Raw genomic sequence first — 13,686 nt, 5'->3', positions numbered from 1 at the left:
CGTGTAAGGCGGATCGAAAACAGCATTTTGCGTGCCCATGGAAGGGCACGGCGCGCGGCTTGCTGGCGCTCCCTTGGACGTGGATGCGCCGCGTGCTCGTGTGCGCTGCCGTCCGCCCGACGCGTACAGCGTGTAAAACGTGCCTGTCCATGACACCGTTGCGCATCTGCCCGACGCTTCACCGCATTCAAGTCCCAAGGAGAACCTGCCTTGTCCATGCGCCCCGGTTCCACTCCGACGAATCCCCAGGCCGGCGGCACGGCCGAAGCCAGCCGCGCCGCCGGGCGCGCGCTGCGCGACGCGGTGCCGTTCGAGCAGCACGCCGCATGGCAGCCAGACCCTGCCCGGCCCGATCCGGTCGAGCGCGTCCTCGCGGGCAACGCCGGCCGGCAGGAGCGGCTCATTCCGCTGCGCATGCAGCGCATGGCGGAGTCACCGTTCGCATTCCTGCGCGGCTCCGCCACCGTGATGGCATGGGACCTGGCGAAATCGCCTTCGATCGGGCACAACGTCATCATCGACGGCGACGCCCATATCAATAATTTCGGCCTGTTCCGCACGCCGCGTCAGGACGTGGTGTTCGATCTGAACGACTTCGACGAGACGCTCGTCGGACCGTGGGAATGGGACCTGAAACGCCTGACTGCGAGCATCAATGTCGCGGCGCGCGAGAACGGCGTGGACGCGGCCGGACGCGAGCGCGCGGTGCGGTCAGCGTGCGCGGGCTATCGCACGACCATGGCGACGCTCTGGCAGGTGAATCCGTACGATCTCTGGCAGATGCGCAGCTACGCGAGCGCCCTGCACATGGATGCGCCGACCCGGCTCGACGCTCACGAGAAAGCCACCATCGAGAAGACCGTCGAGCGCGCGATGAAGCGCTCGCACGCGACCATGCTCGCGAAGGTCGCCGAGCCGGTGGGCAAGGGCTATCGCTTCAAGGTCGATCCGCCGATCCTCACGCAACTCGACGCCGCCGAGAAAAATCATGTGATCGATGGCCTGAAGGCCTATCTGCAGACCATCGCCGGCGAGTGGCGCATGATGCTCGAACGCTATGATGTGGCGGATGTCGCGCACCGGGTGGTCGGCGTGGGCAGCGTCGGCACGCGCGCCTACCTGGTGCTGATGCTCGGCCGCGCGCTCGGCGATCCGCTGTTCGTGCAGGTGAAGGAAGGCATCGTGCCGGCCGCAGCGCCGTTCGTGCCGCCGCTGGACGAGCCGTACCAGCATCAGGGACGGCGCGTCGTGCACGGTCAGCGGCTGATGCAGAGCTCGTCGGACGCCCTGCTCGGCTGGACCACGATCTCCGGCCGCGACTTCTACGTACGCCAGATGAAGCAGATTCGCGGCTCGATTCCGGTGGACTGGCTGCACGGCGCCACCTTCGATTTCTACGCCTGGTGCCTCGGCATGCTGCTCGCGCGCGCCCACGCCCGCACGGGCGATGCTGCGCTCATTGCCGGCTATTGCGGCAGTTCGGACCGGCTCGATGCCGCCTATGCGACCTGGGCCGAGCGCTATGGCGCGCAGACCGTGGCCGATCACGCCGCGTTCTGCGCGGCGATCAGCCAGGGACGCGTGCCGGCGAAGTAACGCCTGGGCAGCAGGATGAGATGTGCGGTGCGCGGGCGGCTCCCAGTCGAATTGACTATCATGGACGCTGTCCACGCCGCAATGCCCGACGCGGCGCGGCTCGCCGGCGTTTCAATGGCATAGCCCTTGCTGTCGCCTTACCCCGATTCATCGTTTCGAACTTCAACTGGAGGAAGCCGCGCATGAGCATGATCGAAGAATTCAAGAACTTCGCCCTGAAGGGCAACGTCATGGACCTCGCGGTCGGCGTCATCATCGGCGGCGCATTTTCGACGATCGTCAACTCCGTTGTGAAAGACCTGATCATGCCGGTGGTCGGCCTCGCCACCGGCGGCCTCGACTTTTCCAATCTCTTCATCAAACTCGGGCCCATACCCCCAACCTTCAAGGGCAACCCGGATTCGTACAAGGACCTGCAGACCGCGGGCGTGGCCGTGTTCGGCTACGGCTCGTTCATCACGGTGCTGATCAATTTCATCATCCTCGCGTTCATCATCTTTCTGATGGTCAAGTTCATCAACAACCTGCGCAAGCCCACCGAAGCCGCCCCGCCGCCGTCCACGCCGGAAGATGTGCTGCTGCTGCGCGAAATCCGCGACGAACTGAAGAACGCGCCGCGCGTCTAGCCACGCCTGTGGATTGAGATTTTCAGGAACCCGCGCGGCGTGCGCGGGTCTCCAACCACAGCAGCCCACTTCCGTGGGTGTCCATTAGTGCGCCCTGCCGCTTTTTTCTTTACGAAAGCTGTTCTTGCGGGCAGGAGCGGGACTATTATTGGGATTCGATGCCCAGATGGATGCCAAGCGGGCCGCCAATCGGTCAACGGCATGAATCGTGCGCCAGGATCGTGCAATCAGGCAGGAGGCCGTGCAAATCGCCGGTCGTGATCCTTGGCCCGAATCACCGTGACCTATTCACATCGATGCGCTATAAAAGATCGACGTGCGGCGCGCAAGACGGGAGTGGCCGCATGAGGACGCTGCGTTTCTTGCAATTCTTTTTCAGGCGAGTTTTTATGTCCTTCCCGAAAAAGCGTAGACGCGTGAAAGCCGACGGCGACGAGTCGTTTCTCGCCGTGCTCCGGCATTTCAGGCCTTTCGGTCAGCTAGACACCAAGATCGCGCGCGCTCGCGCGCAGGACGAACCGGTGCTCTATGCCCATGCGTTGCCCGGACTCGATGTCCTCCTGTGCAGCGTGCGCGGCGCCCAGCCGCCCTATCCGGCCATCGATGAACTGCACCGGCGCTGTGTCGAATCCATCACCAATGCGCTCGAACAACCGCTCGACGGACTCGAGAACGGCGGCTACTGGTATGAAGCCAACGGCTTCGGCTTCCTGGTTTTCGCAAGCCGCGCGCGCACCCAGATCCTGAACGACTTCGGCGCGACCGTCTCGGCGCGCAGGCGGCGCGGCGCGCGCCGGCAGGATGCGGGCGACGCTGCATCGCGTCCGCTGCGCTGAGTTCTCTTCCGAACCTCCGGTAGCGTGAAGCAGCATGAAACGATCGGGCCTCCCTGCGAGGCCCGATGCGTTCAGGGCCTGGGTTCAGGCACGTCCCTCGCGCAAACCCCGACTATTCCCGCACGCCTGCATGTTCTCTAATGGAAGCCGCGCGCCGCCGCAGACAATGGCGCGCGCCTTGCTGCAACGACATTGCAAGCTTCTCGCGACGCCACCGGCCATTCGCGCCGCCCATCATCAAGAACGGAGAACACCATGTCGGAACACGTCTACAAGCAGATCGAACTCACCGGTTCCTCGCCCCAGTCCAGCGACGACGCCGTGCGCGTCGCGCTGTCCAAAGCCTCGAAGACGCTGCGCAACATTCACTGGTTCGAAGTCACGGAAACGCGCGGCCACGTGGAGGACGGCAAGGTCGCGCACTGGCAGGTGACGCTCAAGGTCGGCATCCGCCTCGAGGATTGACGCGTTCACACGCCGGATGCAAAAAGCCGCGCTTCGTTTCACAACGAAGCGCGGCTTTTGTTTCGACGGCAGCCAGCATCCTTACTTCGGCAGCGAACCGTCCACGCCTTCCACATACCAGTTGATGCGTTGCAGTTCCGGATCCGTCAGCGTCTTGCCGGCCGGCACCTTCTCCGCGCCCGACTGATCCTTGATCGGACCGCTGAACACATCCCACTTGCCGCCATGCATTTCGTCACGCTTCGCGGCGACGGCCTGCACCGCCTTCGCGGGAATCACGCCGGTATTCAGGTCTTCGAGGTCCACGGCCTTCTGCGGAATGCCGAGCCACACCGGATCGTTCTTCCACTTGCCGTCGATCACCTTCTGGATCACGTCGTTGTAATAGACGCCCCAGTGCGCGACCACCGAACCCAGATGCGCGTTCGGGCCGAACTTCTTCATGTTCGAATCCCAGCCGAAGGCATACACGTGTTTCTCGGCGGCCGTGTTGAGCGTCGCGTTCGAATCCGTGTTCTGCAACAGCACGTCGGCGCCTTGGCCGATCAACGTTTCAGCCGCCTGCTTTTCCTTGCCCGGATCGAACCAGCTGTTGATCCAGATGACCTTCGTGTGGATCTTCGGATTCACCGAACGCGCGCCCAGCGTGTACGCATTGATGTTGCGGACCACTTCCGGAATCGGCACCGAGGCGACGAAGCCCAGCGTGTTGGTCTTCGTCACGTAACCGGCCGCGACGCCCGCGAGATACGCGCCCTGGTACATGCGCACGTCATAGGTGCCGAAGTTCTTCGCCTTCTTGAAGCCGGTGGCCGTCAGGAACGTGGTGTCGGGAAAGTCCTTCGCGACCTTCAGCGCGAAGTCCTGATAGCCGAAGCTCGTCGCGAAGATCACCTTGTTGCCCTTGTTGGCGAGATCGCGGAACACGCGTTCCGAGTCGGCCGATTCCGGCACGTTCTCCACGCGCGTGATCTTGATCTTGCTGCCGTACTTCGCTTCGGCTTCCTTGCTGCCCGCGTCGTGTGCGAAGGTCCAGCCGGCATCGCCCGGATTGCCGAGATAGACGAACGCGACGCCCGGCGCGTCGGCGGCCTGCGTGCTCATCGCGGCGACGCTGGCCGACAGCGCGACCGTCGCGGCGACGGCCTTGAGCCATGGTTTATTCATTGTGATTCTCCTGGTCGATGTTGTGTGTGAATCGGTTGTGCGTGTGACAGAGTGTGGTCGGCCAAAAAAACGGACGAAACCGCCGGGCGTGCCGTGACGGACCGCTAGCTCGCCGCGAAAAACGGCTTGCCCAGCGACGCCGGCGCATTGAGCTTGATCGTGTTCGGGTTGCGCGAGATCAGCACCAGCACGACGATCGTCGCGATGTACGGCAGCATCGCGAGAAACTGTGTAGGCACCGGCACGCCGATGGCCTGCGCGTAGAACTGCAACGCCATCACCGCGCCGAACAGCAGCGCGCCGATCAGCAGGCGTCCCGGCCGCCAGGTCGCGAACACGACGAGCGCGAGCGCGATCCAGCCGCGACCCGAGGTCAGTTGCTCCTGCCAGACGTGCAGATAGACGATCGAGTAATAGCCACCCGCGATGCCGGCCATCGCGCCGCCGAAGAGCGTCGCGCCGTAGCGCACGCCGACGACAGGAAAGCCCACCGAATGCGCGACCGCCGGCGATTCGCCGACCGAGCGCAGCACGAGCCCCGCGCGCGTCTTGTAGAGGAACCAGCCGATCACCGCGAACATGATGAACGCGAGATAGCCGAGCGGCGTCAGCGAGAACACCGCCGGGCCGAGCACGGGAATCGACGAAAGGCCGGGAATCGGCATCACGTCGATGCTCGCGCGCACCGCCGCCGAGGTGTACGGCTTGCCGACATAGGCCGAGAAGCCAATGCCGAAGATCGTCAGCGAGAGGCCGGTGGCGACCTGGTTGGCGAGCATCGTGATGGTGAGAAAGCCGAACAGCAGGGCCATCGCGAGTCCGGCGAACACCGAGGCGACAATGCCGAGCCACGGGCTGCCGGTGATCGCGGTGACGGCGTAGCCGGTGACGGCGCCCATCAGCATCATGCCTTCCACACCGAGGTTGAGCACGCCCGACTTCTCGGCGACGAGTTCGCCCGCGCCGGCGTACATCAGCGGGATCGCGGCGATGACGGCGCTCGAGGCGAGGTTGCTGGCCTGATTGATATCCATGGTCTTCTGCTCTCGTTAAGCTTAAGCGGTGTGATGCGCCGAACGCCGCGTAATGCGGTAGTTCACAAAGAGATCGCAGCCGAGCAGGCAGAACAGCAGCAGGCCCTGGAACACGCCCGCGAGCGCCTGCGGCAGTTGCAGCGAGGTCTGCACGGCTTCGCCGCCGAGATAGAGCAGCGCCATCAGCAGACTCGCGAGCACGATGCCCACCGGATGCAGCCGGCCGACGAACACGACGATGATCGCCGTGAAGCCATAGCCGGGCGACCAGCCCGCCTGCAGCTGGCCGATCGGCCCGGCCACCTCGCCCATGCCGGCCAAGCCCGCGAGGCCGCCCGAGAGCAGCAGCGAGGTCCAGATGGTCTTCTTGTCGGAGAAGCCGGCATAGCGCGCGGCCAGCGGCGCGAGGCCGCCGACGTTCATCCGGAAGCCCGCGAAACTCTTGCGCATGAAGACCCACACGCAGGGAATCGCGATTGCCGTGAGAAACACCGACGCGTTGATGCGCGTGCCCTTGAGCCACGCCCAGTGCCAGTCGCCGTAGAGGCGCGGGAACAGCGCGTCGTCGCCGAACATGGCCGAGATCGGGAAGTTCATGCCGTCCGGGTCGCGCCACGGGCCGCTCACCAGATAGATCAGCAACTGGGCCGCGACGTAGGTGAGCATCAGGCTCGTCAGGATTTCGTTGGTGTTGAAACGGCTCTTGAGCAACGCCGGAATCGCCGCCCACAACATGCCGCCGATCACGCCGCCCGCCATCATCAGCGGCAGCGTCCACCAGCCTGAGGCATCGCCGGCATGGATCGCGATCCCGCCCGCGACGATGCCGCCCAGCAGCATCTGCCCTTCCGCGCCGATGTTCCACACGTTCGCGCGATAGCCGACCGCGAGACCCAGACCGATCAGGCACAGCGGCGAAGCCTTCAGCACGAGTTCCGACCAGCCGTTGACGCTCGACAGCGGTTCGATGAAGAACGCGTGCATCGCGCGCAGCGGATCCTGGCCGACGAGGCTGAAAATCAAAAAGCCAATGACGAGCGTCGCGACCGCGGCGACCACCGGCACGGCAAGCTGCATGGCGCGCGACGGCGTCGGGCGCGCTTCGAGTCGATAGGGAAAGATCATCGTTCGCTTACTTCGGGAGTGAATCGAGTTCGGCCGCCTGCGCGCGCTTGCCGTCGAACAGGCCGGCCATGAACAGGCCGATCTCTTCCGCGTTGGTCTCGCTGGTCGGGCGCACCGGCGAGAGCTTGCCGCCCGCGATCACCGCGAGCCGGTCGCAGATGTCGAAGAGTTCTTCCAGTTCCTCGGAGATCACGAGAATCGCGACGCCGCGCGCCGCGAGATCGAGCAGTTGCTGTCGGATGAAGCCCGCCGCGCCGACATCGACGCCCCAGGTGGGCTGCGCGACCACCAGCACTTTCGGCTCCTGGAGAATCTCGCGCCCGACGATGAACTTCTGCAGGTTGCCGCCCGACAGGCTCTGCGCGAGCGCGCCGCTGCCGCCGCAGCGCACGTCGAAGGATTTGATGCAGCGATCCGCGAACGCCTGCACCGCGCCCGAGCGGATCCAGCCGCCGCGCACCATGTTCTCTCTGTGGGCCGTGAGCAGGCCGTTGTCCGCGAGCGACATCGCCGGGACCGCGCCGCGTCCGAGCCGCTCTTCCGGCACGAACGCGAAGCCCAGCCGCCGCCGTCCGCCCGCACTCAGGCGCGCGGCGGGCTTGCCGCAGATCGACACAGCATCGGCGGCGACGTGCTTGTCGCGGATCTCGCCCGAGAGCGCCGCCAGCAATTCGGCCTGGCCGTTGCCCGACACGCCCGCGATGCCGAAGATCTCGCCCGCGTGGACGGCGAACGAGACGTTGTCGAGCGAGGTGCCGAACGGATCCGGACTCGCCGCCGACAGGTTCTTCACCGCGAGCCGGATCTCGCCCGGCTGGTGCTCGCGCCGCGTGTAGTCCGGCAGCGAATGGCCGACCATCATCTGCGCGAGCGACGCCGGCGTCTCACGGCGCGGATCGGCATTGCCGGTCACGCGGCCGCCGCGCATCACCGTGGCGTTCTCGCAAAGCGACTGGATTTCGTCGAGCTTGTGGCTGATGTAGAGAATGCTGCAGCCCTCGGACGCGAGCCGGCGCAACACCTTGAACAGCTTCTGGACCGCCTGCGGCGTGAGCACCGACGTGGGCTCGTCCATGATGAGCAGACGCGGATTCTGCAGCAGGCAGCGCACGATCTCCACGCGCTGCCGTTCGCCGACCGTCAGGCTGTGGACATGGCGCTGCGGATCGACATCGAGCCCGTAGTCTTTCGACACCTCGCGAATGCGCTTGCCGAGCGCCTTCATGTCGAACTTTTCGTCGAGCGCGAGCGCGATGTTCTCGCCCACCGTCAGCGTTTCGAACAGTGAGAAATGCTGGAACACCATCCCGATGCCGAGCTTGCGCGCCGCCGCCGGGCTGCCGATCTCGATGGCCTCGCCCTCCCAGCGGATCTCGCCTTCGTCGGGCCGCACGGCGCCGTAGATGATCTTCATCAGCGTGGACTTGCCCGCGCCGTTTTCGCCCAGCACGGCGTGGATTTCACCCGGCATGACGACCAGATTCACGCCGTCGTTCGCCTTGACCGACGGATACTGCTTGCTGATGCCTGACAACGCCAGGCGCGGTGGCGTTGTCGACGATTGGATGGCGTCGCCCATTGAGATCCAGAGATGCGCCCGGCCACCGAGCAGGCCAGGCTGGAAAAAGTTACCGCGAAACCGGCGCGCGACAAATGGACGTCACGCAAATCGGGCCGCGGGCAGAATGTACAGAATTCGGGTCTCCAAGTCGATCACTCAAAATAACGCGCCAAATCACGTACAGCCAGGCTTTGCGGGTAAGCCACACCTTGACGAAATTTTTGCTACATATTAAAAATGATATGGACAACCCCTGCTGATATCAGGCAGAACGTATAGTGGAGATAACATGAGTCAGCAACGCGAGGCGATCGATACTTACTTATTGCGCGTCTTGCACACTCTGCTGATGGAACGCAGCGTGACCCGCGCGGCCGTCAAGCTCAACCAGTCGCAACCGGCTATCAGTGCAGCGCTGCGTCGCCTGCGCGACATCACCGGCGACCCGCTGCTGGTACGCGGCAAGTCCGGCATGGTGCCCACCGAATACGGCCTGCGCCTCCTCGAACCCACCCAGAACGCCTTGCGCGAAATCGAGCGCATCAAGGTGCAGCAGCACAACTTCGACCCGTCGACGTCGGTCCGGTGTTATCGCATCGGCTGCCCCGATTATCTCAACGTGCTGTTCGTGCCGACGGTCGTCGAACGCTTTCGCCAGGCCGCGCCCGACGCCACGCTCGAATTTCATTCGCTCGGCCCGGCGTTCGACTACGAGCTCGCGCTGGAGGACGGCAAGCTCGATATCGTCGTCGGCAACTGGCCCGAACCGCCCGAGCAACTGCATCTGTCCAATCTGTTCGTCGACAAGATCGTCTGTCTCGTCAGCAATACGCATCCCTTCGCCAAGCGCGGCGGCCTGACGCTCGACCAGTACCTGAACGCCCCGCATCTCGCGCCGACGCCCTATTCGGTCGGCCAGCGCGGCGCGATCGACGTGCATCTGGCGCGCGAGCGGCTCAAGCGCCATGTGGTCGTGACGCTGCCGTACTTTAATCTCGCGCCTTACGTGCTGATCAAGTCGGACCTCGTGTTCACGACGACGCGGCTCTTCGCGGATCATTACGCGCGCTTCCTGCCGCTGGCCGTCGTGCCCGCGCCGCTGGATTTTCCGCCGATGCAGTACTACCAGCTGTGGCACGAGCGCTGCCATTACTCCGATGAAGTCCGCTGGCTGCGCGGGCTCGTCGCGGAGGCGACGCGCTCGCTGATCGATCAGCCGTGATGCCGCACGGGGCGCCTTCGGGCGCCCCGCTGCTTTTTACGCCTGGTTTGCCAGCTCGCCCGCCAGACGGTTGTGCCGTTCGACGACCGCGCCGAGATCGAGCGTCGTCAGGCGGCCGTCCTTCACGACAACCTTGCCGTCGATCACGCTCGTCGATACCTGCGACGGCGCGCAGAACACCAGCGCCGCGACCGGATCGTGCAGCGCGCCCGCGAACGCCGTCTGCGCCAGATCGAACGACACGAAGTCCGCTGCCATACCGGGCGCGAGTGCGCCGATGTCGTCGCGATTGAGCACTTTCGCGCCGCCGAGCGTGGCGATTTCGAGCGCCTCGCGCGCGGTCATCGCGTCGGGGCCGAAGCCCACGCGCTGCAAGAGCAAGGCCTGGCGCACTTCCGCGACCATCTGCGCGCCGTCGTTCGACGCAGAGCCGTCCACGCCGAGCCCCACCGGCACGCCGGCATCGCGCATGGCGCGAATCGGCGCGATGCCGGAAGCCAGCCGCATGTTCGAGCACGGACAATGCGCGACGCCGGTGCCGGTGCGCGCAAACAGTTCGATACCGGCGCGATCCAGCTGCACGCAGTGCGCGTGCCATACGTCATGGCCGACCCAGCCGAGATCCTCCGCGTATTCGGCGGGCGTCATGCCGAATTTCTCGCGGCTGTAGGCGACGTCGTTGACGTTTTCGGCCAGATGCGTGTGCAGCGAGACGCCGTGTTCGCGCGCGAGCAGCGCGGCGTCGCGCATCAGCTCGCGGCTCACGGAAAACGGCGAGCACGGCGCCACGACGACGCGCAGCATCGCGTAGCGGCCGGCGTCGTGATACGTCTCGATGAGGCGCTGCGTGTCCTTCAGGATCGCGTCTTCCTGCTCGACGACGGAATCGGGCGGCAGACCGCCGTCCTTCTGGCCGACGCTCATGCTGCCGCGCGCCGCGTGGAAGCGCATGCCGATCTCGCGCGCGGCCGCGATGCTGTCGTCGAGCCGGCTGCCGTTCGGGTAGATGTAAAGATGGTCGCTGGACGTCGTGCAGCCGGAGAGCAGCAGCTCGGCCATCGCAGTCTGGGTGGAAACGTGGATCATCTCCGGCGTGAGATGCGCCCAGATCTTGTAGAGGTTCGTGAGCCAGCCGAACAGCTCGGCATTCTGCGCGGCAGGAATCGCGCGCGTCAGGCTCTGGTACATGTGATGGTGCGTGTTGACGAAGCCTGGAATCACAAGCTGGCCGCGCATGTCGAGGATGTCGTCGGCGGTGGACGGCAGTTCGCTCGTCGGGCCGACTGCAACAATGCGGTTGCCTTCGATATACATGCCGCCGTCGGCGATTTCGCGGCGCTGCGCGTCCATCGTGACGAGCATGTGGGCGTTTCTGACCAACAGGGTTCTGGCTTGCATCGAATGTTCCTCCTGAAAACGGTGATGGGGTCCGGTGAAGCCCCGGTTACCCAGCGCAGGACGCCGTCTTCGGGACGCGGCACAGTATCCAGATATCGTGCGCGCACTGCCACTGTCCGCAGCCAAAAATTCGGACGCAATCAGACTCCCGTCATGGTCGTCCTCAGCCCGCCGATATATTCCTGATTTTTGGCGCGGTTAGCATCGCCGGGAGACCCCGGCAGATGCGCGCGAGGGCTGTTCGGACCGCGCTCATGCGTTGGGCATTATCTTTCCTATCGCGGGCGCACAGCGCGCGGCGACTTCCTACAATGCTGTACACGGCGCGCATCCGAAACGCCGACGGGTATGTAGCCACTGACGTGGAGCCTCGATCCGCCGCACACGCACCCCGCCCCGGGGACGCGGAATTTCGGATCAGCGCTCCGCCAGATCTCGCATAACTCAAGGAAACTGCGAATGGGCAAGCTCACTACCCACGTCCTCGACACCGCGCACGGCCGCCCGGGCGCGCATCTTCAGGTCGAACTGTTCGCGCTCGACGGCGACTCGCGCCGCGCGCTCAAGACCATCCACACCAACGACGACGGCCGCGCCGATGCGCCGCTGCTCGAAGGCGCCGAATTCCGCATCGGCGAATACGAACTCGTGTTCCATGCGGGCGATTACTTCGCGAAGCTGGGCGTGAAAGTGCCCGAACCACGCTTCGTCGACCGCGTGGTGCTGCGCTTCGGCATCGCGGACGCGGCGTCGCACTATCACGTGCCGCTGCTGGTTTCGCCGTGGGCGTACAGCACGTATCGCGGCAGCTGAGAACACGCTCAAGACAATGACTTCGCGCCCTGCCCCTGGTCCCCTCGCAGACGGCGCGCATAAAACAAATCGGTAGTGGAGGAGTACATGGAAGGCTTTGTCACCGACTGGCTCAATCTCGTATTGCGCTGTCTGCACGTCATCGTGGCGATCGCCTGGATCGGCGAATCGTTCTACTTCGTCGCCCTGGATAACAGCCTGAAACCGCCGACCGACCCGAACGCGCGCCGTCGCGGCGTCTTCGGCGACTTCTGGCACGTGCACGGCGGCGGGTTCTATCACATGCAGAAGTATTCCGTCGCGCCGCAGGACATGCCGGAGAACCTGCACTGGTCGTTCTGGCCGTCGTACACGACGTGGATGTCCGGCTTCGGCCTCTTCTTCGTGCTGTATCTGCTGTCGCCGTCGACGTATCTGATCGACAAGAGCGTGCTGGACATGGGCCCGGTGGTCGCGGTGTCGGCGGCGCTGGGCTTCCTGATGGCCGGCTGGATCGTGTACGACACGCTGTGCCGCCTGCTCGGCACCAACGACAAGCTGCTCGGCATCTGCGTAGGCGTGTATGTGCTGGTGGCGGCGTTCATCGCGTGCCACGTGTTCGCGGGCCGTGCCGCCTACCTGATCACCGGCGCGATGATTGCGACCATCATGTCGGCGAACGTGTTCTTCGTGATCATTCCGGGGCAGCGCAAGATGGTCGCCGCGATGCTCAAGGGCGAAACGCCGAATGCCATCTACGGCAAGCGCGGCAAGCAGCGCTCGGTGCACAACACGTATTTCACGCTGCCGGTGGTGTTCGCGATGCTGTCGAACCACTATGCGATGACCTACACGCACAAGTTCAACTGGCTGATTCTGGTGCTGATCATGCTGGCCGGCGCGCTGATCCGCCAGTTCTTCGTGATGCGTCATCGCGGCCAGGTGCTGTGGTACATGCCGGTCGCGGGACTGGTGCTGGTGCTGGGCGCGTTCGCGTGGACGATGCCCGCGCCGACGATGCCCGTCGCGCAGGCCGCCGGTGCGCCGACGATCAAGGTCGCGGATATCCAGCCGATCATTCAGCAGCGCTGCGCGACGTGTCATTCCGCGCATCCGACGATGATGGGCAGCGCGCCGGCGGGCGTGTTGCTGGATACGCCGGCGGAGATCAAGCAGAACGCGCAGCGCGTGAATCAGCAGGCGGTGACGCTGAAGGCGATGCCGCTGGGGAATGTCACGCAGATGACCGATGCCGAGCGGCAGAAGGTGGCGGCGTGGTTTGCGGGAGGGGCGGTGGAGTAAGGTGGTGCTTCTGGCTTGAAAAAGCCTGGTTCAAGTTTGAACGGAACCCCGGTTCGGTGGACTTCGGTCCAGGAAACCGGGGTTTTTGTTTTGCAGCGCCGATTGCGGGGTATCGAATACGTTCGCGACCGCTTTACGAGAACAGATCCGTATTTTTAAGACTATTCGTGTATCAGCCTTCGATCCGGCGCGAGAGTATCGCTTGGATAGCGCGCTTGTGCGCTTATTCTGATACGGGTTAGTCAACAATGGATTTTCCAGCGTCCGTACAGTATGACCATACTGAGCCGTCGTACCACTGGGATGATGAGCATAAACCAGTGACATCTGACATTTCGAATTGCGTCCGCCCGGTGTCCCACAACGGGCGAAACCAATCTACGACGAATATCTGAACGCCGTCATTGGGTATCAGGATGAGATTGCGGGCGTTTCCCGGATTTACTCGCTCGGCGGGATCTTGCATTTAACGGAAAAATCACTGGAAACACCGCTGCTCGATCCACTCGACATTATCTTGATGGTCGGAGGGTTTTGGCGCGCAGGAATGCAAAGTTTTACT

General features: G+C 64.2%; 12 protein-coding genes. 7 read left to right on the top strand and 5 right to left on the bottom strand.

Annotated features, from left to right (window positions below; translation table 11 throughout):
* Positions 1 to 216: 216 nt before the first annotated feature.
* From QCE62_RS06315 to QCE62_RS06300, 4 genes are all read left to right on the top strand, one after another.
* Positions 217 to 1,596: a DUF2252 domain-containing protein gene (locus QCE62_RS06315; RefSeq protein WP_309919669.1), complete on the top strand. Its 1,380-nt coding sequence runs from the start codon at positions 217 to 219 to the stop codon at positions 1,594 to 1,596.
* A gap of 182 nt (positions 1,597 to 1,778) precedes the next feature.
* Positions 1,779 to 2,222: a large conductance mechanosensitive channel protein MscL gene (mscL, locus tag QCE62_RS06310; RefSeq protein ID WP_309808131.1), complete on the top strand. Its 444-nt coding sequence runs from the start codon at positions 1,779 to 1,781 to the stop codon at positions 2,220 to 2,222.
* A gap of 344 nt (positions 2,223 to 2,566) precedes the next feature.
* Positions 2,567 to 3,058, top strand: a complete 492-nt coding sequence (locus QCE62_RS06305; protein ID WP_309915602.1) for a hypothetical protein — start codon at positions 2,567 to 2,569, stop codon at positions 3,056 to 3,058.
* A 255-nt stretch (positions 3,059 to 3,313) separates the two neighbouring features.
* Positions 3,314 to 3,523, top strand: coding sequence for a dodecin (locus tag QCE62_RS06300; protein WP_309832023.1), 210 nt, complete (start codon positions 3,314 to 3,316; stop codon positions 3,521 to 3,523).
* 81 nt (positions 3,524 to 3,604) lie between these two features.
* Here the strand turns inward: QCE62_RS06300 and QCE62_RS06295 are convergent, their stop codons facing one another.
* From QCE62_RS06295 to QCE62_RS06280, 4 genes are all read right to left on the bottom strand, one after another.
* Complete coding sequence (locus QCE62_RS06295) at positions 3,605 to 4,690, bottom strand: BMP family ABC transporter substrate-binding protein (protein WP_309915600.1); 1,086 nt, start codon at positions 4,688 to 4,690, stop codon at positions 3,605 to 3,607.
* 104 nt (positions 4,691 to 4,794) lie between these two features.
* Positions 4,795 to 5,724: an ABC transporter permease gene (locus QCE62_RS06290; RefSeq protein ID WP_309900712.1), complete on the bottom strand. Its 930-nt coding sequence runs from the start codon at positions 5,722 to 5,724 to the stop codon at positions 4,795 to 4,797.
* 21 nt (positions 5,725 to 5,745) lie between these two features.
* Positions 5,746 to 6,849 carry an ABC transporter permease gene (locus QCE62_RS06285; RefSeq protein ID WP_309915597.1) on the bottom strand — a complete coding sequence of 368 codons (1,104 nt, stop codon included), beginning with the start codon at positions 6,847 to 6,849 and terminating at the stop codon, positions 5,746 to 5,748.
* A 7-nt stretch (positions 6,850 to 6,856) separates the two neighbouring features.
* Positions 6,857 to 8,428, bottom strand: a complete 1,572-nt coding sequence (locus QCE62_RS06280) for an ABC transporter ATP-binding protein (protein WP_309915595.1) — start codon at positions 8,426 to 8,428, stop codon at positions 6,857 to 6,859.
* A gap of 271 nt (positions 8,429 to 8,699) precedes the next feature.
* Here QCE62_RS06280 and QCE62_RS06275 point away from each other — a divergent pair, with 271 nt between their 5' ends.
* Positions 8,700 to 9,632: a LysR substrate-binding domain-containing protein gene (locus QCE62_RS06275; RefSeq protein WP_061124662.1), complete on the top strand. Its 933-nt coding sequence runs from the start codon at positions 8,700 to 8,702 to the stop codon at positions 9,630 to 9,632.
* 36 nt (positions 9,633 to 9,668) lie between these two features.
* Here the strand turns inward: QCE62_RS06275 and QCE62_RS06270 are convergent, their stop codons facing one another.
* Positions 9,669 to 11,030: an 8-oxoguanine deaminase gene (locus QCE62_RS06270; RefSeq protein WP_309915594.1), complete on the bottom strand. Its 1,362-nt coding sequence runs from the start codon at positions 11,028 to 11,030 to the stop codon at positions 9,669 to 9,671.
* Between the two features lie 459 nt (positions 11,031 to 11,489).
* Between QCE62_RS06270 and uraH the strand changes: the two genes are divergently transcribed.
* Positions 11,490 to 11,843, top strand: a complete 354-nt coding sequence (uraH, locus tag QCE62_RS06265; protein ID WP_309915591.1) for a hydroxyisourate hydrolase — start codon at positions 11,490 to 11,492, stop codon at positions 11,841 to 11,843.
* Between the two features lie 87 nt (positions 11,844 to 11,930).
* Positions 11,931 to 13,124 carry a urate hydroxylase PuuD gene (locus tag QCE62_RS06260; RefSeq protein ID WP_309808121.1) on the top strand — a complete coding sequence of 398 codons (1,194 nt, stop codon included), beginning with the start codon at positions 11,931 to 11,933 and terminating at the stop codon, positions 13,122 to 13,124.
* Positions 13,125 to 13,686 lie beyond the last annotated feature (562 nt).

Origin of the sequence: Caballeronia sp. LZ033 (genome assembly GCF_031451265.1) — a bacterium.
In the GTDB taxonomy this organism is placed as follows: domain Bacteria; phylum Pseudomonadota; class Gammaproteobacteria; order Burkholderiales; family Burkholderiaceae; genus Caballeronia.
The sequence above is the reverse complement of the archived record's forward strand: the minus strand, read 5'-3'. Positions and strand labels throughout refer to the sequence as shown.

Bases quoted from the DNA above. Each gene is read 5' to 3' on its own strand.
- QCE62_RS06315 (WP_309919669.1), top strand. From the start codon at position 217: ATGCGCCCCGGTTCCACTCCGACGAATCCCCAGGCCGGCGGCACGGCC.
- mscL (WP_309808131.1), top strand. From the start codon at position 1,779: ATGAGCATGATCGAAGAATTCAAGAACTTCGCCCTGAAGGGCAACGTC.
- QCE62_RS06305 (WP_309915602.1), top strand. From the start codon at position 2,567: ATGAGGACGCTGCGTTTCTTGCAATTCTTTTTCAGGCGAGTTTTTATG.
- QCE62_RS06300 (WP_309832023.1), top strand. From the start codon at position 3,314: ATGTCGGAACACGTCTACAAGCAGATCGAACTCACCGGTTCCTCGCCC.
- QCE62_RS06295 (WP_309915600.1), bottom strand. From the start codon at position 4,690: ATGAATAAACCATGGCTCAAGGCCGTCGCCGCGACGGTCGCGCTGTCG.
- QCE62_RS06290 (WP_309900712.1), bottom strand. From the start codon at position 5,724: ATGGATATCAATCAGGCCAGCAACCTCGCCTCGAGCGCCGTCATCGCC.
- QCE62_RS06285 (WP_309915597.1), bottom strand. From the start codon at position 6,849: ATGATCTTTCCCTATCGACTCGAAGCGCGCCCGACGCCGTCGCGCGCC.
- QCE62_RS06280 (WP_309915595.1), bottom strand. From the start codon at position 8,428: ATGGGCGACGCCATCCAATCGTCGACAACGCCACCGCGCCTGGCGTTG.
- QCE62_RS06275 (WP_061124662.1), top strand. From the start codon at position 8,700: ATGAGTCAGCAACGCGAGGCGATCGATACTTACTTATTGCGCGTCTTG.
- QCE62_RS06270 (WP_309915594.1), bottom strand. From the start codon at position 11,030: ATGCAAGCCAGAACCCTGTTGGTCAGAAACGCCCACATGCTCGTCACG.
- uraH (WP_309915591.1), top strand. From the start codon at position 11,490: ATGGGCAAGCTCACTACCCACGTCCTCGACACCGCGCACGGCCGCCCG.
- QCE62_RS06260 (WP_309808121.1), top strand. From the start codon at position 11,931: ATGGAAGGCTTTGTCACCGACTGGCTCAATCTCGTATTGCGCTGTCTG.